15 protein-coding genes and 2 pseudogenes are annotated in these 22,656 nt (G+C 66.3%); 10 read left to right on the forward strand and 7 right to left on the reverse strand.

Annotated elements, in window-relative coordinates; translation table 11 throughout:
• Positions 1 to 277: 277 nt before the first annotated feature.
• Together IE267_RS40210 and IE267_RS34060 are read left to right on the forward strand one after the other, a co-directional pair.
• Positions 278 to 6,538 (forward strand): polymorphic toxin type 43 domain-containing protein, encoded by a 6,261-nt coding sequence (locus IE267_RS40210; protein WP_189765810.1) that lies wholly within the window; start codon positions 278 to 280, stop codon positions 6,536 to 6,538.
• Positions 6,539 to 6,543: 5 nt separating this feature from the next.
• A complete protein-coding gene (locus IE267_RS34060; RefSeq protein WP_189765811.1) occupies positions 6,544 to 7,113 on the forward strand; it encodes a hypothetical protein in 570 nt (189 codons plus the stop codon).
• A 762-nt stretch (positions 7,114 to 7,875) separates the two neighbouring features.
• On the opposite strand, the gene IE267_RS34065 is transcribed toward IE267_RS34060, so the two are convergent.
• The 3 genes and pseudogenes from IE267_RS34065 to IE267_RS40595 form a co-directional block, all read right to left on the reverse strand.
• A complete protein-coding gene (locus IE267_RS34065) occupies positions 7,876 to 8,121 on the reverse strand; it encodes a hypothetical protein (RefSeq protein ID WP_189765812.1) in 246 nt (81 codons plus the stop codon).
• Positions 8,122 to 8,154: 33 nt separating this feature from the next.
• Positions 8,155 to 8,583 (reverse strand): peptidoglycan-binding protein, encoded by a 429-nt coding sequence (locus IE267_RS34070; protein ID WP_308428872.1) that lies wholly within the window; start codon positions 8,581 to 8,583, stop codon positions 8,155 to 8,157.
• A 260-nt stretch (positions 8,584 to 8,843) separates the two neighbouring features.
• Positions 8,844 to 9,718: pseudogene (locus IE267_RS40595) on the reverse strand (IS630 family transposase); the annotation flags it as partial.
• A gap of 23 nt (positions 9,719 to 9,741) precedes the next feature.
• Here IE267_RS40595 and IE267_RS34090 point away from each other — a divergent pair.
• Together IE267_RS34090 and IE267_RS39900 are read left to right on the forward strand one after the other, a co-directional pair.
• A complete protein-coding gene (locus tag IE267_RS34090; RefSeq protein ID WP_189765815.1) occupies positions 9,742 to 10,518 on the forward strand; it encodes a tyrosine-type recombinase/integrase in 777 nt (258 codons plus the stop codon).
• Positions 10,515 to 11,099, forward strand: coding sequence for a DUF6262 family protein (locus tag IE267_RS39900; RefSeq protein WP_229861571.1), 585 nt, complete (start codon positions 10,515 to 10,517; stop codon positions 11,097 to 11,099). The genes IE267_RS34090 and IE267_RS39900 overlap by 4 nt, the downstream gene beginning before the upstream one ends.
• A 24-nt stretch (positions 11,100 to 11,123) precedes the next feature.
• On the opposite strand, the gene IE267_RS34100 is transcribed toward IE267_RS39900, so the two are convergent.
• The 3 genes from IE267_RS34100 to IE267_RS34110 are packed head-to-tail and all read right to left on the reverse strand — an operon-like array spanning position 11,124 to position 13,055.
• Positions 11,124 to 11,540 (reverse strand): arsenate reductase ArsC, encoded by a 417-nt coding sequence (locus tag IE267_RS34100; protein WP_189765817.1) that lies wholly within the window; start codon positions 11,538 to 11,540, stop codon positions 11,124 to 11,126.
• Positions 11,533 to 12,645, reverse strand: a complete 1,113-nt coding sequence (arsB, locus tag IE267_RS34105) for an ACR3 family arsenite efflux transporter (protein ID WP_189765923.1) — start codon at positions 12,643 to 12,645, stop codon at positions 11,533 to 11,535. The genes IE267_RS34100 and arsB overlap by 8 nt, the downstream gene beginning before the upstream one ends.
• A 5-nt stretch (positions 12,646 to 12,650) precedes the next feature.
• Positions 12,651 to 13,055 (reverse strand): ArsR/SmtB family transcription factor, encoded by a 405-nt coding sequence (locus IE267_RS34110; RefSeq protein WP_189765818.1) that lies wholly within the window; start codon positions 13,053 to 13,055, stop codon positions 12,651 to 12,653.
• A gap of 106 nt (positions 13,056 to 13,161) precedes the next feature.
• On the opposite strand from IE267_RS34110, the gene arsM reads away from it, so the two are divergent.
• Positions 13,162 to 14,049 carry an arsenite methyltransferase gene (gene arsM, locus IE267_RS34115; RefSeq protein ID WP_189765819.1) on the forward strand — a complete coding sequence of 296 codons (888 nt, stop codon included), beginning with the start codon at positions 13,162 to 13,164 and terminating at the stop codon, positions 14,047 to 14,049.
• Positions 14,050 to 14,137: 88 nt separating this feature from the next.
• On the opposite strand, the pseudogene ku reads toward arsM, so the two are convergent.
• A pseudogene (ku, locus tag IE267_RS34120) lies at positions 14,138 to 14,764 on the reverse strand (non-homologous end joining protein Ku); the annotation flags it as partial.
• A gap of 223 nt (positions 14,765 to 14,987) precedes the next feature.
• Between ku and IE267_RS34125 the strand changes: the two are divergent.
• The 5 genes from IE267_RS34125 (at position 14,988) to IE267_RS34145 (ending at position 22,644) form a co-directional block, all read left to right on the forward strand.
• Positions 14,988 to 15,707 carry a TnsA-like heteromeric transposase endonuclease subunit gene (locus IE267_RS34125; RefSeq protein WP_229861572.1) on the forward strand — a complete coding sequence of 240 codons (720 nt, stop codon included), beginning with the start codon at positions 14,988 to 14,990 and terminating at the stop codon, positions 15,705 to 15,707.
• A 17-nt stretch (positions 15,708 to 15,724) separates the two neighbouring features.
• A complete protein-coding gene (locus tag IE267_RS34130) occupies positions 15,725 to 17,821 on the forward strand; it encodes a TnsB C-terminal domain-containing protein (RefSeq protein WP_506417460.1) in 2,097 nt (698 codons plus the stop codon).
• A gap of 191 nt (positions 17,822 to 18,012) precedes the next feature.
• The gene (locus IE267_RS34135) at positions 18,013 to 18,936 is read left to right on the forward strand and encodes an AAA family ATPase (protein WP_229861573.1); all 924 of its coding nucleotides are present in this window, start codon (positions 18,013 to 18,015) and stop codon (positions 18,934 to 18,936) included.
• A 5-nt stretch (positions 18,937 to 18,941) separates the two neighbouring features.
• Positions 18,942 to 21,116: a TniQ family protein gene (locus tag IE267_RS40215; protein ID WP_189765823.1), complete on the forward strand. Its 2,175-nt coding sequence runs from the start codon at positions 18,942 to 18,944 to the stop codon at positions 21,114 to 21,116.
• A 553-nt stretch (positions 21,117 to 21,669) separates the two neighbouring features.
• Positions 21,670 to 22,644: an alpha/beta hydrolase gene (locus IE267_RS34145; protein ID WP_189765824.1), complete on the forward strand. Its 975-nt coding sequence runs from the start codon at positions 21,670 to 21,672 to the stop codon at positions 22,642 to 22,644.
• The last annotated feature ends 12 nt before the right edge of the window (positions 22,645 to 22,656 follow it).

The following is a 22,656-nucleotide window of genomic DNA, read 5'->3' on the forward strand; positions in this document are numbered from 1 at the left end:
GATCTGACCCAAGACACATATCCTTTACATTCCCAAGTTGCCACTTTCGCGACTTGACACCCAAAGCGGACACACAGGAAGTACTTACCCGGGCCCTACAGGAAGCAGCTGACCTGCATCTTGTCCAGTGGTTGGATGCACTCCGGTGTGTCGCAGCAGACCGTAAGGGGCTATTTGGATCGTTTGATAGCGTTCTGTGAAAACAAATACTTGACAGTTCGTTTACAAGCCCTGTTACGCTCCGGCGGTCATTTTTAGAATGGGCGAGGGGTGGGGCGTGAGCCGTTTCGGCATGCGTGGATTGGCGGCTTCCATAGCCGCTATGGTCACGGTGGGGTTGCTACCCGCCGTATCAGTGGCAGCCGGCAGCGAAGGGCCGGCACTGCCCGGTCTCAAGCAGCCGAAGGCTGTCGCAGTGACGAAGGCCCTAGCTGGCGGGCCGAAGAAGAAGGACGACGCAGCCGCCAATCCCTGGAAGCAGCCGAAGGTCGTCTGGCCGGCAGCGGGTTCGGTCGACGTCGACCTCTCCGGGGCGATGGGGAGCACGTTCGCGAGCACGTCGCCGGCTGCCAAGTCAACTTCCGTCACCGGTAAGCGGCAGGCGGGTTCGCTGCCCGTGTCGGTAGGCGGGGCCAAGGACCGTGCCGGTGGCGCGCCTTCCAAGGTGAGGGTCTCGGTCGCCGACCGGACTACCGCCCAGAAGGCCGGTGTCGACGGACTACTCCTCTCCCTCAGGCGCACCGACGGCGCCACCCAGCCGGGGACGGTCCCGGTTCAAGTTGACTACTCCGCCTTCAAGGGCGCTTACGGGGGCGACTGGGCCGCCCGCCTGCACCTCGTCGAACTCCCGGCCTGCGCACTGACCACCCCCGAGGTGGCCAAATGCCATACGGAGAAGCCTCTTTCGACCACAAACAACACGCGGGCGGGAACACTGGCCGCAAACGCTCCTCTGGCAGGAGCTCAACCGCTGATGGCCCGGGCCACCACTGGGGCAACGGTTCTGGCAGCCACCGCGGGATCCTCCGGCGGCACGGGTGACTACAAGGCCACCCCAATGCAGTCTTCCGGGTCATGGAATGCCGGCGGTTCGACGGGTGCTTTCAACTGGTCCTACCCGATCGGCGTCCCGTCCGTTCCCGGAAACATGCAGCCCAAGCTGTCTCTGGACTACAGCTCCCAGTCAGTCGATGGCCTGACGGCCGCGTCGAACACCCAGTCCGGCTGGCTCGGCGATGGCTGGTCGATGGAACCCGGCTTCATCGAACGCCACTACAAGCCATGCAACGACGACAAGGAAGGCAGCACCAACACCACCAAGGTGGGTGATTTGTGCTGGTTCAACGACAACGCCACGATGTCGCTGAACGGCAAGAGCATCGAACTGGTCCACGACGCCAAGAACGGATGGCACGCTGCGGCCGACTCGGGTGAGAAGGTCGAAAAGCTGACCGGCGCCAGTAACGGTGACAACGACGGAGAGCACTGGAAAATCACCACAACCGACGGGACCCAGTACTACTTCGGCCTGAACCGACTGCCCGGCTGGAAGGACTCGACCACTGCGACCACCAACTCCGTCTGGACCGTGCCGGTGTTCGGCAACCAGTCCGGGGAGCCCTGCTACAGCGCGACCTTCTCCTCCGCTTGGTGCCAGCAAGCCTGGCGGTGGCAGCTCGACTACGTCGTCGACGTCCGCGGAAACGCCATGGCGTATTACTGGAACTCCGAGACCAACAACTACGGCCGCAACGTATCCGAGACGTCCGGCAAGTCCACGGTGACCCCCTACATCCGGGGCGGCTGGCTCGACCACATCGACTACGGTCTGCGCTCGGACGCCGTCTACAGCGCCAAGGCCATGGGTCAGGTCAAGTTCGACGTCACCGAACGGTGCCTGACCGCATGCGGAACCTTCGACGAGACCCACGCCACTAGCTGGCCCGATGTCCCGTTCGACCTGTACTGCAAAGACGGCGCCACCGAATGCAAGGACAAGTACTCACCAACGTTCTGGTCCCGCAAGCGCCTACTCAACATCACCACCAAGGCTCTGACCTCCGGTGCCTACAAGGATGTTGACTCCTGGGCGCTGGTCCAGGGCTTCCCTCCTGCCGGTGACGGCGTGTCCACGCCCATGTGGCTGCAGTCCATCACCCGGACAGGCTACGCCTCGGGGAAGGCGGACTTGCCTCCGGTGACGTTCGCAGGCAAGCAGAAGCCGAACCGCGTCGACAAACTCGGCGACGGCCTGGCCCCATTCATCCGGTTGCGCATGTTTCAGATCACCACCGAGTCCGGGGGCACCATCGGTATCGACTACCTCGATCCCGACTGCACCGCCACCACTCTGCCGCCGGCTGACGGCTCCAACACCACCCGCTGCTTTCCGGTGAAGTGGGCCTATGAAGGAGATAAGGCCAAGCAGGACTGGTTCAACTCCTACGTTGTCCAGCGGGTCACTGAAGGTGACAACCTCGCTGGAACCCCTGACACCGTCACCGAGTACAGCTACCTCGGCGGCGCCAAGTGGGCCAAGAGCACGGACGAGTTCACTAAGTCCGAAGACCGCAGCTACTCAATAGCTCGGGGCTATGAACGCGTCCAGACCCGCAAGGGCACTGGCAGCGACTCCAAGACCCTCAGCGAATCGCGCTACTTCCGGGGCATCGACGGGGCGCAGGTTAAGGACAGTGACGACGTCGACGCCACCCCGGTCACTGACCGCGAACAGTTCGGGGGCATGATCCGCTCCACCGCCACATTCAACGGCGACGGCGGCGACCTGATCGCGCGCACCTCCTACACTCCGTGGCGGTCGGACAAGAGGGCCGCGCGCACCCGGCCCGGGCTGCCGGACCTTGAGGCGTACCAGACCGGGACCGAGAAGGAATCCACCCGCACCACCATCACTGGCGGCTCGCGGACCACCGAGCTGACGCGGCATTTCGACGACTACGGCATGGTCGACACTGTCTTCCAGAGCGGCGACACCAGCAAGACCGGTGACGAGCAGTGCACCACTACCACCTACGTGCGCAATACCGGGATCTGGCTCCTCAACAAGGTCTCGCAGGTTCGGACCATCCCAACGGCGTGCGGCGTGCACGGCTACATCACGGATGACACCCGCACCTACTTCGACAACAACACCGACCTAACGGCAGCACCCACCAAGGGCAACATCACCAAGACCGAAAAGCTCAACGGCGACGGCACCGCCTACGAGACCACCTCCTCGGTCCCCAGTACGTGCGGCCCCCTCAACCTCCAGCTCTGCTACGACCAGTACGGCCGAAACCTCGCCTCGGCCGACGCATACGGCAAAGTCACAAGCACCGCCTACACACCCGCCACTGGTGAAACACCCACAAAGACGGTCGTCACCAACCCGCTCGGCCAAACCTTGACCAGCGTGCTGGAGCCACTGCGCGGCCAACCGACGCAGGTCACTGACGCCAATGGCAAGGTCACGACCACGGCATACGACGGGCTCGGCCGGATCTCCAAAGTTTGGATTCCCACACGGTCCGCGGTCACGTACAAGGACTCGCCGAACTACGCCTTCGGATACCAAATCCGTAACGACGCGCCGACCGTCATTGCCAGCACCACCCTCACGCATGACAACCAGCTCGACACCACCTACACCTTCTACGACGGCCTGCTGCGGGCTAGGGAGACCCAGTCTGAGTCCCCCGACCGCTCGGGGCGCCTGATCAGCGAGGCCTTCTACAACACCCGCGGCGAAGCCAACCGCACTTCCGGCACCTACTACGCCACCGGGAAGGCAGAACCTGTCCTGGTCACTGGCGCGGAGTCCACCGACTACCCCGCGTCCACGGAGACCCAGTTCGACGGAGCAGGCCGCACCACCTCTCTGCTCAGCAAGCGGTTCGGCGACGTGAAGGAAAAAGCCACCACCAGTTACACCGGTGACACCACCACCGTCATCCCGCCGCAAGGCGGCACTAGCACCACGACGGTAGTCGACGCCCTCGGCCGCACCAGCGAACTGCGCCAGTACACCAACGCCGACCGCACCACGTATCAGTCCACCCTGTTCAGCTACAACAAATACGGCCGTCTCGAACAGGTCACTGACCCCTCCGGTGCCAAGTGGACCTACACCTACGACACCCGGGGCCGCCAGACCCACGTCGACGACCCGGACAGGGGCAGCTCCACCACCGCCTATGACCAGGGCGACCGAGTCACCGATACCACCGACGCCCGCGGTATCACCCTCCACACCGACTACGACGCACTCGGCCGCAAGACTGCTTTGAAGAAGGGTACGAGTACTCTCGCCTCCTGGACCTACGACACCGTCGCCAAGGGCAAGCTCACCAAGTCGACCCGCTACGCCGGATCAGACGCTTACACCACCGAGATAACCGGGTACGACGACCTCTACAACCCGAACGACACTGTTGCCACCGTCCCCGCCAGTGAAGGCAAACTCGCGGGCACCTACGAGTGGTTCGCCGGATACAACGGCAACAGCGGGCAGCAGGAATACGTCTACCAACCGGCCCTCGGAGACCTGCCCGAAGAGCAGGTCTCCACGGCCTACACCGCGGTCCACGGCATGGTCAACTTTGTCACCGCTGGCAACAACGCGCTGATCTCAGCAAGCACGTACGACCATTACGGCAACCCGGTCCGGCAGGAATACGGCGAGTTCAACCAGCACGTGTGGACCACCACCGAATACGACGACCACACCGGCAGGCTCACCCGCGTCACCAACGACCGCGACACCAGCCCCAAGCGCATCGACGACACCCGTTACACCTACGACGGCGCCGGCAACATCAGCTCCATCGCAGCCGCCTACGGCCAGGACACCACTCGCACCACCGACACCCAGTGCTTCACCACCGACGCCCTGCGCCGCATCACCGAAGCCTGGACCAACACCGGCGAACAGTGTGCAATCACCCCCTCCAGTGGGGTCGTCGGCGGCCAAGACCCGTACTGGACCAGCTACACCTACGACGCGGTCGGCAACCGCAAAACCGAAACCCAGCACACGACCCCCGCCGGCCCCGCTATCGACACCACGCGCACCTACGCCGCACCCACCCCCGGAACCCACAACCTTCCCAAGGTCAGCCAGGCCGGCACCGCCGCCCACGACGAGACCTACACCTACGACCAGGACGGCAACACCAAAACCCGCACCAGCGGACCCAGCAGCCAGACCCTGACCTGGGACGACGAGGGCCACCTCAAAACCCTCACCGATGGCACCAACACCAGCAACTACCTATACGACACCGACGGACAGCGCCTCATCCGACGCGACTCCACCGGCACCACCCTCTACCTCCCCGGCGGCAATGAACTCCACCTCGACAAGGCCGGCCAGGTCACCGGCACCCGCTACTACACCGCTGGTGGCCAAACCGTCGCCATGCGCACCGGCACCAAACTCACCTACCTCCTGAACGACCCCCACGGCACCGCCAGCACCCAGATCACCGCCGACGCTACCCAGACCATTACCCGCCGCAAATCCACCATCTTCGGCGCCCCCCGCGGCAACCAGCCCACCAACTGGGCCGGAGACAAGGGCTTCATCGGGGGCACCCGGGACACGGACTCTGGTCTCACGCACCTCGGCGCCCGTGAATACGACCCCGCCACCGGACGCTTCATATCCGTCGACCCGGTCATGGACCTGAAGGATCCCCAACAGGCGCACGGCTACACGTACGGCAACAACAACCCCCTCGCCTACGCCGACCCCACCGGCCTATGGATCGACGACGGCACTGGCCACTCCGAGAAGCGGGATCCCAAAACCGGAAAATCCACCGGGCCTTCGCAGTGGTACGAGGACAACGTAGCGCCCAGCGACGGAGAGCTCGATGGCACCACCGCCAGTACGCACGACCCGGACACGCTCCACAACTATCCCGACAAGGGCCTGAATGACAGCGCCAAGGAAATAAGGCGAAAGAAGCTCAGGTGGGCCTACAAGCACCGCTGGGATAAAGCAGCCTGGTGGCAGAAGATTTTCCGTCACACAACCGATGACGCGGAAATTCCTTGCGAAATCGCGGATCCTGGAGAAATGTGCGGCCTGAAGGAGGCCGTAGTTCCGTTCCTTCCTGGGGAGGTAGGTAAGCCGCCCGGGGTAGAGGGAGAACCGGCCGGAGGAAAAGTAATTTCGGGAAGCGGAACCGCGAAGGGAATCCTTGAAGTAAGTGATCGAGTAAAATCAACAGCGGCAATGCGAAACTTCAAGCCGGGCGAGGCGCGCGACTTCGTCTACGACCCTCTCACGGAACGTTTCGCGACAGGCGCCAAGCAGCCTATGGGTCATGATCAGCTTGGTTGGGCAATTCAATCAGACAAAACCGAGATGGTCGGTGGGCGTCTCAGAATCGGCTCTGACGGTAAGCTTGAGACTAACGAGTGGTCGGGCCACTACGGAATGAACTGGAATGAAGCAAATCGGAAATCTTTCGACAACTTCATGAAACGCTTTGGGATCGATCAAACTCACACGCCAACCGCAGAGTGGTGAACCGCATGCCATCCAAAGACCTGCTTACCGAACTTTCTCTTGTGCCTGAGAAGAATTGGCTCACATCTCCCTCCTCGGGGGATCCAGGAACGATCACCTGGCTCCCTTTGGCACAGGTCAGTGAAACAGGTATCTGGCTTGGTGTAGACCGGAACGGCAGTTGGGCGATCGGCCGCCTTGACGGACCAGTCCAGCCCTCAGCAATGAATTTGCCCACCTCCTGGGTAACAATCCTTGATGTGGATGAAGCAGAATTCCGGCAGAACCTCAAAGCGGGCGCTCAGCAACATAGGATCTCGGAAGGCGAGCTTCAGGAGCACGTGCCCGTTGATGAAGTACTCACGATAGCAATTCTAAGCGAGAGTGATCATTGGGCAGAACGCGCAGTCTCATGGCTGTCGAATCGAACGAACCAGAAAGCACACTTGGAGCTCCTCCGTGAACTTTCCAAAGCGAAGTGGGCGACTCAGAAAACTCGACATGCCGCCTACCGACTCGTGAAGAGAACCGAGAGTCCGTCACCAAGAAAAGCCGCGAATCAGATCGCGGATGAATCGTCAGTCGCCGACAACTGAGCAGACGTATGGACTCGGCCTCCGCTGAACTCGACGTTGAGTCAGTGGCGGAACGCGAAACGGCCATTGCATGCAGATGCCTCCCCTCCCCAGCGGGAGGCATCTGCATGTCCGCTCGCTTTCCGACCTTTTCGGATCAGATGATCTTCGCCAGCAGCCACGACGACCTGGCTCCGGCCGTTTCAGGGCTGCTCCGACGCGCCGGGCCGCACCGGGTGCCGCACCAAGGGGTCGTCAGGGCGGGGCTCCCACGCCCCCCACCGAACGCGGTGCTCTATCGTTCACTACGAATTGAAGGCGATCCGCATCAGCGCAGCCGCAGAGCCGTGATCCAAATCGGTGGCAGCATCGTGCTCCCATGCGGCCGCCGAGAGCCGGATGGCCGACCAGCCGAGGCCCTTCAGCCCCGAGCGCGGACGTATCCTGCCGCAAGCAGAACTCCTATTCTGAACTGATCCCGGCCTGCCAGACTCAATCGATATCTGCAGTCTGGCAGGCCGCTTTAGGATCTATCGAGAGATCTTCTTCAAGGCTCCGCTATTGACAACTCCTGACGCACTTCCATGAAGTTGCGAGAAGCATCAATTTGAGTGCGAGAGGCAGATCCAAGGAGGTGTCGGGATGCCGCTTGAGGGGAGATCACGGTTCAAACAGTGGAGCGACGCGGCGCTGCAGGGAGCGAGCCTGCAGTATGCGGTTACTCCCGCGCGTACCACGAAACGCTTCCTGAAGAGGCCCATCGTGTCGCGTCTCTTGTGTTGATCAGCGCGGCAGCGGATACGGTTCCGTCTCATACTTCGGCGGCCGCGCGTAGCCGAGGAGCCAGCCGCAGCGCGGCGACAGGTGCTCCTCGGCGAAACGGAAGACCGCGTAGTAGGCGAAGGTGGCCACGGGCGTGAGGACTCCGGTCACGGCCGTCTCATCGAGGTCGATCCCATAGCGCAGGGTCACGGCGATGAGCCAGCCGACCGCAACGGGCACCCCCGTGCGCAGCAGTGAGGCGTACACATTCGTGCGGTGCTCCTTGTTCAGGGGGTGGGGTCAGGTGAAGAGTCGGCGCCAGGTTTCGGGGCCGGGGTGGCCGTCGGCGTCGGCGCCGGTCCAGCCCTGGGCGCGCTGGAAGTCCTCGGTGTTCTGGCGGTCGGCCTCACCCCAGTCCCGGGAGGGGCCGACCTTGTAGTGGCGGCCGTATCCCTTGCGTACGAGCTGCTGGCCGAGGAGGAGGATCGAGTCGTTGGCCTTCCCGTTCCCGAAGGCCGCAGCGCCGGGAAACGCGGGGACGTTCGGGGGCGTCGGCTTTCCGCCCGAGGAGCCGCCCTTGAGGTAGCGGGCGACGCGGGCGCGGAAGTCGTTCATGGAGATAGAGGGGTCGGGCTTGCCGGGCTGCCATTCCTTGTGGCCGATCACGGACCGCTCGCCCCAGCCGTGGGCCCGGCACAGCGCGGCGGCCCAGCGGGCTGCCGCGTCCACCTGGGCTTCGGGCCACGGATCGCTGCGTCGCCCGAGTTGATCAGCTCGGTGCCGTAGAAGCGGCTGTTGCCGTCGGTGTTCGCCTCGTTGTCGGCGGGCAGGGCCGGTTCGTCGATGACGGCCTGGAGGACATCACCGTCGCCGAGGCCGGCGTGGTTGGCGCGACCCCAGCCGACCGGCGACTACTCCAGCCAGGCTCAGATGGGCGCCAGAGCCATCGCCACGATCGCGTTAATCTTTGAAGATTACTGACCTTGAACCGAGTAGGGCGGTAGCTGGAAGACGGTGAGCCAGTCGCGGGCGGCGATGTAGCGGCGCATTCTGGCCGTCAGGTGGGTGTTGAGATTGTCCCAGACCAGCACGATCGGGCCGCCGAGCTGCTGGTGGGCGGCCTGGATCAGGTCGCGGTAGTCCTTCCAGGAGAAGCTCTTGCGCCCGTCGGGCCGGGCATCGGGACAGGGCCGGTAGATCAGCCGGGAGGGTTCGCCGGGTTTGTAGCAGGCCAGGGCGGCGACGGATAAGCGGCGGGATCGGCCCCGCACGCGGATCACCGGGGTGTGGCCGCGGCGGAACCAGGTGCGGGTGGTCGGCGGCGTCATCGAGAATCCGGCCTCGTCCTCGAAGACGAGCCAGGCCCCGAGCGCCGCCACGATCCTTCCACCTGGGGCCAGGTCTCCTTCACCCAGCCGGCCACCGCGGTCTCGTCCCGCTCAATCGCACGCCGGGCGGGGACCTGGCAGCTCCAGCCGTGCCGCTTGAGCAGGGCGGCCACCCCTTGCACGGTGTAGCTCTTGTGGAAGCGGCGTCCGATCAGCGTCTTGATCCGCGACAGGGTCCAGGTCTGGTCCGGCCAGCCGTGTGCCACCGGCCCCTTGGCCAGCTCCCGCTCGAGCACGGCGAACAATTCGTCACTGAGCAGCGGCAGCGATGCCGGGCCCTTGGACGCCAGGGCTCCGGGCCCGTTCTGCGACCAGGCCCTGCGCCAGCGCTGCACTGACCGGACACTGACCCGCAGGTCGTGAGCAATCACCAGGTTCTCGTCGCCCTGCCGGAACCGCTCGGCCGCCTCCATCCTCAACTTCTCGCGGAAAGCCCGCCGTTCGTCGGTCAGCCCGCCCCCTTGCGCATACCTCATGCCACCGGCGTACCGCAGGGATCATGAACCGTCAGCCCTGCCGACACCACGCTTTGAAGGTCAGTAACCGGGAACTGCGCAAGGGCATCAGCTACTGCGCGTTCCACACCCACTTCAAGGCCTGGGTCTGCTCGCTCGACGTCGGTACGGCTGTCCCCCATCAGGCCCGCCATACTCTGGCCACGAACCTTTTGAAGGCCGGAGCGAACCTCTCGCAGATCAAGCGCTACCTCGGCCAGGTCTCCGAAAGGATGGCAGAGCACTACGTCCACCTCGCTCACACCGACCCGCGGCTCAACGACGCCCTCAACGCAGTCTGGGTCGCCGGCCCCGGAGCCCCGCAACCAGGCCTTGCTCTGACCAGCGGCGAGCCGATGACGCGGGAGGAAGCCGAGGCCATGCTGGTCGATCTGACCCGCAAGTCCACGCCCGCGGAGGGCGGCTTCTGCACTTTCCAACCCGTCGTCAACGGCGATACCTGCCCTTGGAATCTGAACTGCCACGGCTGCGACAAGTTCGTGATGTCCGGCGCCGACCTCGTCTACTGGCACCGCAAACGCGAGCAGTGGCGGATGCTCGCCGAACGAGCACCCGACAGTGCGGCCGCCGACTACCTGCACGGCCTCTTCGACCCGACCTCCCGTGCGATCGCCGGACTGGAGAAGGCCCTGGCCGCCGTCGGTCTTCTCGACGAGGCACTGGCCCTGGACCTGCGCAGGCCCCAGGACTACTTCGGCAAGGTCTGGACCACTGCCTTCCGCGCCAACGACCTAGCCGCCGCTGGCGAGGAGACCTCATGAGTTCAAACCCCACCTCAACCCAGGCCGCCGTCGCGGCCCGCCGACGCCAGACCGAGCAAAAACTCGCTGCCGTCGAGAAAGCGATCGCCCAGCTCCGCCGCGAACGAGGCCGGCCAACCGTCCGAGCGGTCGCCGAACGGGCCGGGGTGTCCGCCACGTTCCTCTATGAGAACCCAGCCGCCCGCACCCTGATCAAAGACGAGGCCGCCGCAACCCGAGCTCGGCAGGACCGTCACGGCCAGAACCAGCATGATCGCGTCGAAGCATCCTGGCGTGAGCGAGCGCTGAACGCTGAGGCCGAGCTGACGCGCACCCAGAAGGAGGTTTTCGCTCAACGACAGCAGATCGGCGAGCTCATAGGCCAGATCCGTGACTTCGACCAGATGGTCCCCGGCGAGTCCGTCCAGGCGCTGACCACCGAGAACACCACCCTCAAACACCGCGTCCACCAGCTCACCCAGGAGCACCGCAAGCTCCAGGAACGACTCGAAGGCGCTCGCTCGAACCTACGGTTCGGGGACAAACGCATCGCAGGTCTGGAAAACGAGCTCCTTGAGGCCCGCGGCCTGAATGGACAGTGACCCTGCCTGGCCGGCCGAGTCAGTTCACAGGGACAGCAGTTCGGCGGACAGGACCCGGACTCGGGCCTCTATCTGGTCCCGGATCGGCCGGACTGCGTCGATTCCCTGTCCAGCGGGGTCCTCCAGCTTCCAGTCCAAGTACTGCTTGCCGGGGAAGACAGGGCAGGCGTCCCCACAGCCCATGGTGATGACCACGTCGGATGCCTGCACGGCCTCGGTGGTCAGCACCTTGGGGATCTCGACGGAGATGTCGATTCCGGCCTCTTTCATCGCCTCAATGACGGCAGGGTTGACTGCGTCGGCGGGGGCGGAGCCGGCCGAGCGGACCTCTATGCGGCCCTGCGAGAGGTGAGTGAGGAAGGCGGCCGCCATCTGGGAGCGTCCGGCGTTGTGGACGCACACGAACAGCACCGACGGCTTAGTGGTGACGGGCTCAGACATGGGCGGGGCCTTCCTCGGCGGCAGCGGCAGGGGCCGACAGTGGGTGAGGGCTGGGAAAGTAGCGGCGGGCGGCGAGGGCGACATAGACGAGGCCGATCAGCACCGGCACCTCGATCAGCGGGCCGACGACGCCGGCCAGGGCCTGCCCGGAGGAGGCGCCGAACGTCGCGATGGCGACCGCGATGGCGAGTTCGAAGTTGTTGCCTGCAGCGGTGAAGGCGAGAGTGGTGGCCCGGGGATAGTTGAGGCCGACGGCCTTGCCCAGCGCCATGGATCCGGCCCACATGACGGCGAAGTACACCAGCAGTGGCAGGGCGATCCGCACCACGTCGACCGGCTGCGAGGTGATCGCATCGCCCTGCAGGGCGAACAGCACGACGATCGTGAACAGCAGGCCATAGAGGGCGAACGGGCCGATCCTGGGGAGCAGGTTCGCCTCATACCAGGCTCGTCCCTTGGCCTTCTCGCCCAGCTTGCGGGTGAGGAACCCGGCGGCGAGGGGGATGCCGAGGAAGATCAGGACGCTGCGGGCGATCTCCCACACCGACACGTTCAGCCCGGTCGTCTCCAGTCCGAGCCAGCCGGGCAGGACGGACAGATAGAACCAGCCCAGCAGGCTGAACGCGATGACCTGGAAGACGGAGTTGAGGGCGACCAGGATTGCGGCGGCTTCGCGGTCGCCACAGGCCAGGTCGTTCCAGATGATCACCATGGCGATGCAGCGGGCGAGCCCGACGATGATCAGGCCGGTCCGGTATTGCGGCAGATCCGGAAGGAAGATCCAGGCGAGGGCGAACATCAGGGCCGGCCCCAGCACCCAGTTCAGGACCAGGGAGGGGATCAGCAGACGCTTGTCGCGGGTGACGGAGCCGAGCCGGTCATAACGGACCTTGGCCAGGACCGGGTACATCATCACCAGCAGGCCGAGCGCGATCGGCAGTGAGACGCCGGTGACGGTGACCTTGGCCAGCGCGTCGCCGAGGCCGGGCACCAGGCGGCCCAGGCCGAGACCTACGCCCATCGCGATGAGGATCCACACCGCGAGAAAACGATCCAGGAACGACAGCCGGGCCGAGACCGGTCCCGAGGCGGCCGTGGTGGTCACCTCGCTCACGAGGCGGCTCCGGCCGGGACGTCCAGGGGCTGAAGGGGCTCAGTCTGCGGGTTGGAGAGCACTGCCGAGAGGTGGTCAGTCATCGCGGGCAGCAGCCGGTAGTACACCCACGTCCCACGCCTCTCGGAGGCGATCAGACCAGTCTGCTTCAGCAGCTTGAGGTGGTGGGAGATCGTCGGCTGGGACAGGTCGAAGGCCGGGGTCAGGTCGCAGACGCAGATCTCTCCGCCTTGCTGCGAGGCGATCATCGACAGCAGCCGCAGCCGCACCGGGTCGCCCAGGGCCTTGAACACCTTCGCCAGCTCGACGGCCTGGTCCTCGGCCATGGGGGCGGTCAGCAGGGTCGGGCAGCACCCCTCGGCGCTGTCCTGGCCGAGTACCACCAGCTCTTGTTTCGACATGCTTCTATGTTGACGATTTTCAATCCAGAGCGCAAGGTTGCATCGAGAAACGTCAATGCAACCCGATCCGGGCCCCGCCAGGTCCTGCCATCGAGGAGTGAAGGTCATGACCGAGCAGACAGACGACCTGCGCGAGACCGTCCGCCAGCGTTACGCCGCGGCCGCCATCCAGGTCACCGAGGGCGGCACCGCCTGTTGCGGACCGGCCGCGATCGAGGTCGACGAGAACTTCGGCGGCACCCTCTACGCTGCCGGCGAGCGCGATCAGCTGCCCGCTGAGGCCGTCGCTGCGTCGCTGGGCTGCGGCAACCCCACTGCCGTCGCCGACCTCCACGAAGGCGAAAGCGTCCTGGACCTCGGTTCCGGCGGTGGCATCGACGTCCTCCTCTCGGCCCGCCGCGTCGGTCCCACGGGCAAGGCCTACGGCCTCGACATGACCGAGGAGATGCTCGCCCTTGCCCTGGCCAACCAGAAGAAGGCCGGCGCCACCAACGTCGAGTTCCTCAAGGGCACCATCGAAGCCATCCCGCTGCCCGCCAACACCATCGACGTGGTCATCTCCAACTGCGTCATCAACCTGTCCACCGACAAGCCCGCCGTGTTCGCCGAGATGCACCGCGTCCTCGCCCCGGGCGGCCGGATCGGCATCTCCGACGTTGTCGCCGACGACACCCTCACCCCCGAACAGCGAGCCGAGCGCGGCGACTACGTCGGTTGCATCGCCGGCGCCCTGTCCTTCGCCGAATACCGCCAGGGTCTCGAAGCCGCCGGGTTCACCAACGTCGAGATCACCCCGACCCATGCGGTCGCCGACGGCATGCACTCCGCCATCGTCCGCGCCATCAAGCCCAGCATCACGCCCAACACGGCTGTCGTGGATGACGGCAGCTGCTGCGGCGTCACCGCCTGCTGCACCGACGGCGAACACGCCGTCGATACGACCACCACAGTCACCGAAGCCAAGGCGGCTTCTGGCTGCGGCTGCCAGAGCTGAGACTGGACGTGCCGAGTCGCGTCACGGACACCTACGTGACGCGACAGCCCAGTTCGGAGCCGACACAGACATCTGCGCAGTCGGAAAAGTCGGTGTAGTCGTCGATGTCATCGCGGGCCATGGTCTCCAGCAGCTGGATCGCGGCGTCGACTTCCTCGTCCGTCAGCTCGACCGTCGTCGGCGCCAGCGTCTCAGGGCTGCGCACTTCGTCGTCCCAGTGCATCGCGTGGAGCGCGATCGCGCGGTCCACGACTCGCAGCAAGCCGAGCCGCTCGCGGTTGTGCCACGCAAATTTCGCAACGGCCACCTTGCTGGAGCGTTCCAGGGCCTGGCGCAGCAGCGTGTACGGCTTGGCTGCGACCTGCCCGTCGGCCTGGAGGTAGTAGCCGGCGCCCACCCTGATCGGGTCGATGCTGTCGACGGGAACGAACGCAACGATCTCGATGGCCTTCGCCGTGGGCAGCGGCATCGAGTCGAGCTCGGCGTCCGTGATCGCGACGACGGTGTTTTTGGAGACTTCGTAGCCGCGGCCGATGTCGTCCCAGTCCAGCGTCTGGCCGTCGATGTCGCAGACCTTCTTGGTGCGGACGCGGGCCATGTCCGCGAGGTGGACCTGGTGGAAGGCGATGTTGCGGCTCTCGGTCGCACTGATCACCTTGATAGGTATCGTGACCAGGCCGAATGAGATCGCGCCGGACCAAATGGGGCGGGGCATGCAGGCCTCCCAAGGCCCCCAATGTCGGACATTCATGTGGGTTCTCAAAACCGGCGCCATATTCTCAGCGCCGACAGCACAGCGAGGCCACATGTGGTGACCTACTGAGAATCGCTGTTCAGGGGACTCACTCTTTCGGGCGGTGAAGATCGGTTCTTCCTGCCCGCTTCACCGAGGCCGGGATCATGTGAATAGCAGGTACGGCCCGAGCTGAGGGTGCACCATGGACGATCCCGCCGTAGTGGTCAGTGTTCGTTTCCTCGACGGCAAGCTCGTGGAGGACCTGCCGTGGACAACAGTGTCCGTCGGCGTGCTGCGGTCGGCGACTCCGTGGCGGACGTTCCGATGGCACAGAGGACAGAAGCACTATTCCGGAAGCTACTGGTCAGCGACCATGCGCGGACACGTGATCTACGAGTCGCGGCTGGAACTGACGAGGCTTCTCCACGCCGACTTCGACCCGCTCGTCCAAGGCATCGTGGCCCAGCCGCTCCTCATGAAGACCATGGCAGGGGCCAAGGTCCGAAGCCACATCCCGGACTATCTGCTGATCACCGCCCAGGGCCCGGTGGTGGTCGACGTCAAGCCTCACCGGCAGTTGACCAGGCCAGAGGTGGCAATCACCTTCGAATGGACCCGGCGGGCGGTGGAGGCCCGGGGCTGGCGGTACGAGGTCTGGAGCGAACCGCCAGAAGCTGAGCTGGAGAACATCCGCTTCCTGGCCGGCTACCGGCGTGACTGGCTCTTTCGTCCTGAACTGCTCGATGAACTGCGCCTGGCCGACCTCGACGGATTGCCGTTGGATGCTGCGATCCAGCAGTTGCCGCACTGGCCGAAGCCCTGTGTCCACGCTGCTGTCCACCACCTGTTGTGGGCGCATGACCTGCGGGCAGACCTCAGCGAACCGCTGATCCCCTCGCGGCTGTTGCGGCGGGCAGCGTGAGTGGGGCCGGGGCCCGGGTGGGGGTCGGCACTCGCTTCCGCTACGACGGCGAGAGCGTCGAGGTGGTGGAGATGGCTGCGACGGCAGCGGGTAACGAGGTGGTTCTCAAGGACGGGCGTGGGCGGCTGCTGCGTTTGTCGTTGAAGGAGCTCCTGTTCTCCGACCGGGCATCGTTGATCACCGATCAGCCCGGCCCTGCGGCTGACGATGACGAAGAGCTCGCCTCGGTGGTGCTGGACCAGCTGCGGGCGAGCGAACGGAGCCATGTCCTGGAACGGGCCGGGCACGTACGCGAGTTGCTGACGGGGTTCCGTTCGGGGAGCCCTGAGCTGGCAGGCGACGGGGAACCTCGTTGCGAGTACGCGCCGGGCGGGCCGGTAGGACCCAAGTACGCGGCCAAGGCGCAGGAAATGGGGGTCCACGTGCGCACCGTCAAGCAGTGGGTGGCGGACTTCCGGCGGCATGGCGAGGCCGGGCTGGTAGCAAAGAAGCAGCAGTCCCGAGGGCCTGTGGCAAGGGCCGATGAACGTTGGGTGGAAACCGCTCTGGAAGTGATGGCCGAGCACCTTGGCGAGTCGACGCCCACGCGCAGGATCGTGATCGAGCGCACCCGCGCACGCGTGATCGCCCGCCACGGTCCCGGGGGTGTGCGCCTTCCGAGCCAGGCAACGGCTTACCGGATCCTGTCGGAGCTGGAGCGCCGCCATCCACTGTTCCGGCTGGCTGCGAAGCGGAACCGGGACATCGCCGACCGTCCGGAGACCCCGTACGGAAAGCTGCGGCCGACGCGGCCGGGCGAGTACGTGCTGATGGACACCACCCGGCTGGATGTGTTCGCGTTCGACCCACTGACCCTGCGGTGGGTGCAGGCTGAACTGACGGTGGCGATGGACTGGTACACCCGCTGCATCACCGGCCTGCGGGTGACGCCGGTGTCCACGAAGGCGGTGGATGTGAGCGCGGTGCTGTTCCAGTGCTTCCGGCCGCGGCCGGCGGGGCGGGACTGGGCTCGCGGTGCGCTCTGGCCCGAGCACGGCATTCCGCGCACGGTCCTGGTCGACGTCGAGGGCGCGACGGGTACGGGACTGGCCTCGCCGCCGGTGGTGCCCGAGACCCTCGTGGTCGATCACGGCAAGGTGTACGTCTCGGAGCATCTGACCAGCGTGTGCCGCCGGATGGGCATCTCCCTGCAGCCGGCCCGGCTGCGCACGGGCCGGGACAAAGGGCCGGTGGAGCGGTTCTTCCGCACTCTGCGGGAAGGGCTGCTGGAGGCGCTGCCCGGCTACAAGGGCCCGGACATCCACTCCCGCGGCGAGTGTCCCGAGGGCGACGCGTTCTTCTTCCTCGACGAGCTGGAGGCGATTATCCGGGAGTGGACCGCGACGGTGTACCACTGCCGCCCGCATGCCGGACTGGTCGACCCGGGAGTGCCGGGACTACGGATGTCACCGGCTCACATGTTCGAGCACGGCATGGCACGCGCCGGATACATTGAAGTCCCCCGGGACCCGTACCTCGCCTTTGAGTTCCTGGCCACGAAGTGGCGCACGATCCAGCACTACGGCATCGAGATCGACCGCCGCCGCTACAGCGGGCCCGGTCTCCCCGCCCCGGGCACCCGCAGTCCCTTCCACGGGCAGGGGAAGAACCGTTGGCCGTTCCAGGTCGACCCGGACGATGTCACCCGGATCTACTTCCGCCACCCCGACACCCGCGCGTGGCACACCCTGGTCTGGGAACACGCACCGTCGGCGCGGATGCCGCTGAGCGAGGGCGCCCTGGCCTTCGCCCGGAAGCTGGCCGCGTCGAAGTACCACTACCCTGACGACCGGCTCGCCGTCGCTGACCTGCTGGAGCGGTGGAACCTGGGGCTGGGCACCACCCTCGCCGAACGGCGCATGGCCCTGCGTCTGTCCCGTGAACAGGCCGCCATCGAACTCCCGCCCACCAACGGGCCGGACCCCTGCTCCCTGCCGTCCGTACGCCGCGCCCTGGGCCACGACGAGGCACAACCGGTGGCAAGGGAGGAGCCGGTCGAGGGCGGCGACGATGATGAGGCGGACGAGTTTCTGGGTGAGGACGGCTTCTACGCCGATGCCCTGGAGGACGTGTGAGCGTTCCCGCTGCCCGAGGGGGCCTGGAGAACCTTGCGCTGTCGCGGAAGGAGGACTTCCAGACATTCGTGGACGCTCCCCGCCGTCAACAACCGGACCTTCTCCTCCGGGCTCAGCTGGCCGCACTCCCCGGCGAGCGGCGGTCCGCGTACGACCGTGTCCGGCGGGAATGGCACGCGAACCTGGGACCGTTGCGGACCCCGCAACTGGCCTCGTTGCACGAGGACTTGTGGGACATCGTCGACAGCAACGTGCAGGACGGTGACAAGGCCAAGGGAGCCGTGGCTGTGGACGCCTTTCCTGGTCTGGGGAAGACGACCGCGGTCTTGGCTTTCGCCCGCGAGTTCCACCGCAGGGAGATCGCCGAGCTGGGAGCCTTCACCGCGCAGGGGCACGAGCGGTGGCCGGTGTGCCGGGTGGGGCTCACCGGCAATACGGGCATGAAGGATCTCAACCGGGCCATGCTGGAGTTCTTCGGTCACCCCGGGCGGCAGACCTCGACGGCCGCCCAGCTCGGTCTGCAGGCCCTGGACTGTGTCCTGTCCTGCGAGGTCAGGCTGCTCATCCTGGACGACCTGCACTTCCTCAAGTGGCACAAGACCAGCGGCGTCGAGGTCAGCAACCATCTGAAGTGGATCGCCAACGAGTTCCCCGTCACCCTCCTGAAGGTCGGGGTGGGCCTGGCGGACAAGGGCCTGTTCAGCGAGGGCGAGACCGTCGGCGAGACGGTCCTGGCCCAGACCGGCAGGCGCACTACCCGCCTGGACATGCCGCCTTTCACCATCGACACCGACCTGGGCCGCCGCCACTGGCGACAACTCCTCCTCGCCCTGGAGCAGCGCATCGTCCTGGCCGACGCCCACCCGGGCATGCTCGCCGATGACCTGTCGGACTACCTCTTCGCCCGCAGCACCGGACACATCGGCTCGCTGATGACACTGATCAACCGCGGCTGCCAGCGTGCCCAGCGCACCGGCACCGAACGCCTCACCCAGGACCTCCTCGACCGGGTCAAGAACGACGCTGCCGCCGAACAGGCCCGCCAGGAACTGGCCTACGCCCTGCAGTCGGGGAAGGCCACCAGCCGACCCCGCCGGACGGGGGGCGCCGGGTGACGGCCGTGCGACGGACCCTGCCGCTGCGGTACCCGCCGCATCCCGGCGAGGCGCTGGACTCCTGGCAGGAGTTCCTCGCCCACCGTCTGAAGTGCCCCTTCACCGACGTGCTCCGCGCCCTGGGCCTGCCGAACCGCGACCCGGCCCTGACCGACCCCATCCTGCCGCGCTGGACCACCCTGGCCACCCCCGACGAATTGGCCACCATCGCTCAGGTCACCGGAGTGCCCCCAGACGTTCTCGCCGCGATGACGCTGCAGCCCTTCGACGGGCACGCGGTCGTGATCGTGCCGCAACGGCGCCATGTGCACCGGCAGTTGCTGTGGGGGCGCTCCGGCTCCCGGTTCTGCCCCGCCTGCCTGGCCGAAAGCGGCGGACGCTGGCAAGTGACCTGGCGCCTGGGCTGGTCCTTCGCCTGCACCCGCCACCACGTCCTGCTCGCCGACCGCTGCCCCGCCTGCGGGCACATCCCCCGCCTGCGCTCCCACCCCCGCACAGAAACACCCCGACCCGGACTGTGCGCGAGCCCACCCCAGGGCGCCGGACCACGCCCCCGCCGCTGCCACCACCCCCTCTCCGCCACCCCGGTCACCGCGCTCGCACCCGGCAGCCCCCTGGAGGAAACCCAGCGCCTGATCGACAGCCTCCTCACAGACCCGGACCGTGCGGTGCGCTGGCCGCTGTACGGGCGGGCGGGGGCACCGCTGGGGGTGGTACTGCACGATGCGAAGTGCCTGGGAGCCTTGATCCTCAACCACGCAACGTCCAGTGATCTGCAAGCGCTGGCACCGGCCGACGTTCTGGACCGCATAGAGCGCTACCGCACCAACCCGCTGCCCGGGACATCGCAGCGCACACCGGAAACCCGGCGCATGGACCAGCACAGCTACTTCGCCCCCGCCGACGCCGCAGCGACTGCCGTCGCGGTCACGGCAGCGGTCCGTATCCTGCAGGCCGAGAACATCCGCGCTGCGGGCAGGGCCGTGCAGTGGCTCACCGACCGGGTGGCCGCCACCGGCCGCCAGCTCCACCCCGCCAACCTCGCCGCACTCGGCGGAACCGTCTCCCCGGTGCTCGAAGCGGCCCTGCGCTGCAGCCGGGAAGCCCAGCTCATGCCGGTCGCCCGCCTGCGTCACCGCACCGCCGTCCACTCCACCCGCCCACCGGCCAACCAGGACACCAGGGCCCGCATGCTGCCCACCGCCTTGTGGCCCGCCTGGGCCCTGCGGCTCTCCCCCCGCCATCTGGACGGCAAGCCGGTGGCACGACGCGCCGACGAACTCCTCACCGTCGCCTGCCTGCTGGTGGGCAACACCACCCCCATCGCCGCCGCCACCCGTCTGACCGGCACCACCGTCAGCAGCCACAACGTGTCCACCCTCCTGGCCGAGCTCACCCGACGCACCGACTCCACCGACGCCCTTAACGCGCTGATCCTGCTGGCCGACCACCTCGACACCCAGGGCGCCCCAATCGACTACGCCCGCCGCCGCACCCTGTTCACCACCTGCGACCGCTTCCTCGATCCCCAAGTCTGGCAAGAACTACAGGGCCGACTCCGCTCCAACCTCATCCCCAGTGCCGCACACGCGCAACGCTGGATCTTCCAGGCCCTGACCGGCTCCCCCGCACACCTCGCCCACCCGGACGTCGCACCCGCCACCGCCTCCCAACGCCAGCAGTACCAGCGCTTCCGCTGGCGGATCCTGCCCGCCGAAGTCGAACTGCTCCGCCACACCGCACGCACCCTCCTCGACGAACACAACATCAACGAACCCCTCCAATGGACACCGTGCCTCCCTGCCCGCGCACTGCGCCACCTCGTGCTCCCCGGGCCGGACCCCGCACGCATCACCGCCGCCCAGCTCCACCGGGCAACGCCCGTGGGTGACTTCTCCGTCGCCCGGCTCGCCCACACGCTGAAGACCACCACCGCGCACGTCACCTACCTGCTTGCCGAGCACCCGGTGGACTGGAGCCCGCCGCGGTTTCGCCGAACCCAGCAAACCGCCCGCCGCATCAAGCAATGGCGTACCTGGTACGAGCACGACCACCTGTCGCTCCAGGACATCGCCGACCGTGAAGGAACAACCCTCGCCACCGTGCGCCTGGCCCTGCTGAAGAATGACGTCCAACTCCGCCCCGCCGGGTTCTATCCGGGCCGCCCCAGGAGAAAGTGACAAGAACCGGGGTCGCACTGACAGAGCGGAGCGATGGTCCTCCATCTGACGCCGGCCCGGAATAGCCTGGCTACCGTGCGTCTCGCCTTCCTCAAGAACGATGTACCGATCCGCCCACCAGGAGGATTCCGGCGCCGACTGTGAACAGAGGATGGTGCACAGAAGACTCAGGATCGGCACGGCCGGCCCTGCTCAGTGTGTATGCGGCACACCACTCCCACCCGCATCAGCGAATGCGATCAACGCCGATGAGCCGGACCCTGTAGGGAAGGGGAGCCTTCCACCGGAAATGCACCATGGCCATTCCATGCACAAGCAGCGCCCATGGGCGCTGCTTGTGCATGGAATGGGGCTTGCTGAGGATAGAGCCCCCGTCGGGCCACCTTCCGCGGGCTCCTGTTCTCGGCTCGCCCGATTTTCCGCTCATCGGATCACACCTCGGGGTGGGTGTCGCGATCACCTCGAAGGGAGTCGTTCGCGGCACTCGGCCTGGGTGCGAACCGTCCGTAGCGTCGATGAGGCAAGCAACCGGCATTCGAGGAGAGGATCAGCGATGTCCGACCTTCCAGCCCCCACTACGCCGTACCTGGAGCCCGAGGCCAAGGAGCTCGCCGACGCCACCGACCCGCACCCGCGGATCTACGAGGTGCCGCCCGAGGAGGGGCGCAAGATCCTCAGCGACCTGCAGAGCGGCGAAGGCGTCGAGCGCCCGGACGTCGACGAGGAGTGGGTTGACGTCGACGCCGGCCAGTGGGGCACTGTCCGCACCCGCATCATCAAGCCCAAGGGCGCCACGGGCCCGCTGCCCGTGGTCTTCTACATCCATGGTGCCGGGTGGGTCTTCGGCGACGACAAGACCCACGACCGGCTCTTCCGCGAGCTCACCGTCGGGGCCGGTGCCGCCGGCGTCTTCCCGGTCTACGACTGGGCGCCCGAGAAGGGGTACCCCACGCAGGTCGAGCAGAATTACGCCGTCGGTCAGTGGCTGCGGGACAACGGCGCCGAGCATGGTCTCGACATCTCCCGCGTCGCGGTGGCCGGCGAGTCGGTCGGCGGATGCATGTCCGCGGTCTTCGCGCAGATGAACAAGGACCGCGGCGGGCTCGCGCTCAAGGCGCAGATCCTGCTCTACCCCGTGACCGGGCCGGACTTCGACACGCAGTCCTACCACCAGTTCGCGGAGCACTACTACCTCACCCGCGACGGGATGAAGTGGTTCTGGGACGCGTACACGACCGACGAGACCAAGCGCGAGGAGAAGTACGCCTCGCCGCTGCGGGCGACCCTTGAGGACCTTGAGGGGCTGCCGCCCGCCCTCGTCATCACGGCGGAGGCCGACGTCCTGCGGGACGGGGGCGAGCTGTACGCCAACAAGCTCCGTGAGGCCGGCGTCGAGGTGACGGCCGTCCGCATCAGCGGGACCGTCCACGACTTCATGCTGCTGGACAGTCTGCGGGACACCCCGGCCACCAACGTCGCGCGCCAGCTGTCCGTAGACGCGCTGCGAGAGGCGCTCCAGCAGCAGTGACCGCATCGATGA

Origin of the sequence: Streptomyces xanthochromogenes (assembly GCF_014650455.1) — a bacterium.
GTDB classification, from domain to species: Bacteria; Actinomycetota; Actinomycetes; order Streptomycetales; family Streptomycetaceae; genus Streptomyces; species Streptomyces xanthochromogenes.

Excerpts from the sequence above, each read along its gene's own strand:
- IE267_RS34145 (WP_189765824.1), top strand. The coding sequence starts at position 21,670 with ATGTCCGACCTTCCAGCCCCCACTACGCCGTACCTGGAGCCCGAGGCC.
- arsM (WP_189765819.1), top strand. The coding sequence starts at position 13,162 with ATGACCGAGCAGACAGACGACCTGCGCGAGACCGTCCGCCAGCGTTAC.
- IE267_RS34060 (WP_189765811.1), top strand. The coding sequence starts at position 6,544 with ATGCCATCCAAAGACCTGCTTACCGAACTTTCTCTTGTGCCTGAGAAG.
- IE267_RS34090 (WP_189765815.1), top strand. The coding sequence starts at position 9,742 with ATGAACCGTCAGCCCTGCCGACACCACGCTTTGAAGGTCAGTAACCGG.
- IE267_RS34125 (WP_229861572.1), top strand. The coding sequence starts at position 14,988 with ATGGACGATCCCGCCGTAGTGGTCAGTGTTCGTTTCCTCGACGGCAAG.
- IE267_RS39900 (WP_229861571.1), top strand. The coding sequence starts at position 10,515 with ATGAGTTCAAACCCCACCTCAACCCAGGCCGCCGTCGCGGCCCGCCGA.
- IE267_RS34100 (WP_189765817.1), bottom strand. The coding sequence starts at position 11,540 with ATGTCTGAGCCCGTCACCACTAAGCCGTCGGTGCTGTTCGTGTGCGTC.
- IE267_RS34110 (WP_189765818.1), bottom strand. The coding sequence starts at position 13,055 with ATGTCGAAACAAGAGCTGGTGGTACTCGGCCAGGACAGCGCCGAGGGG.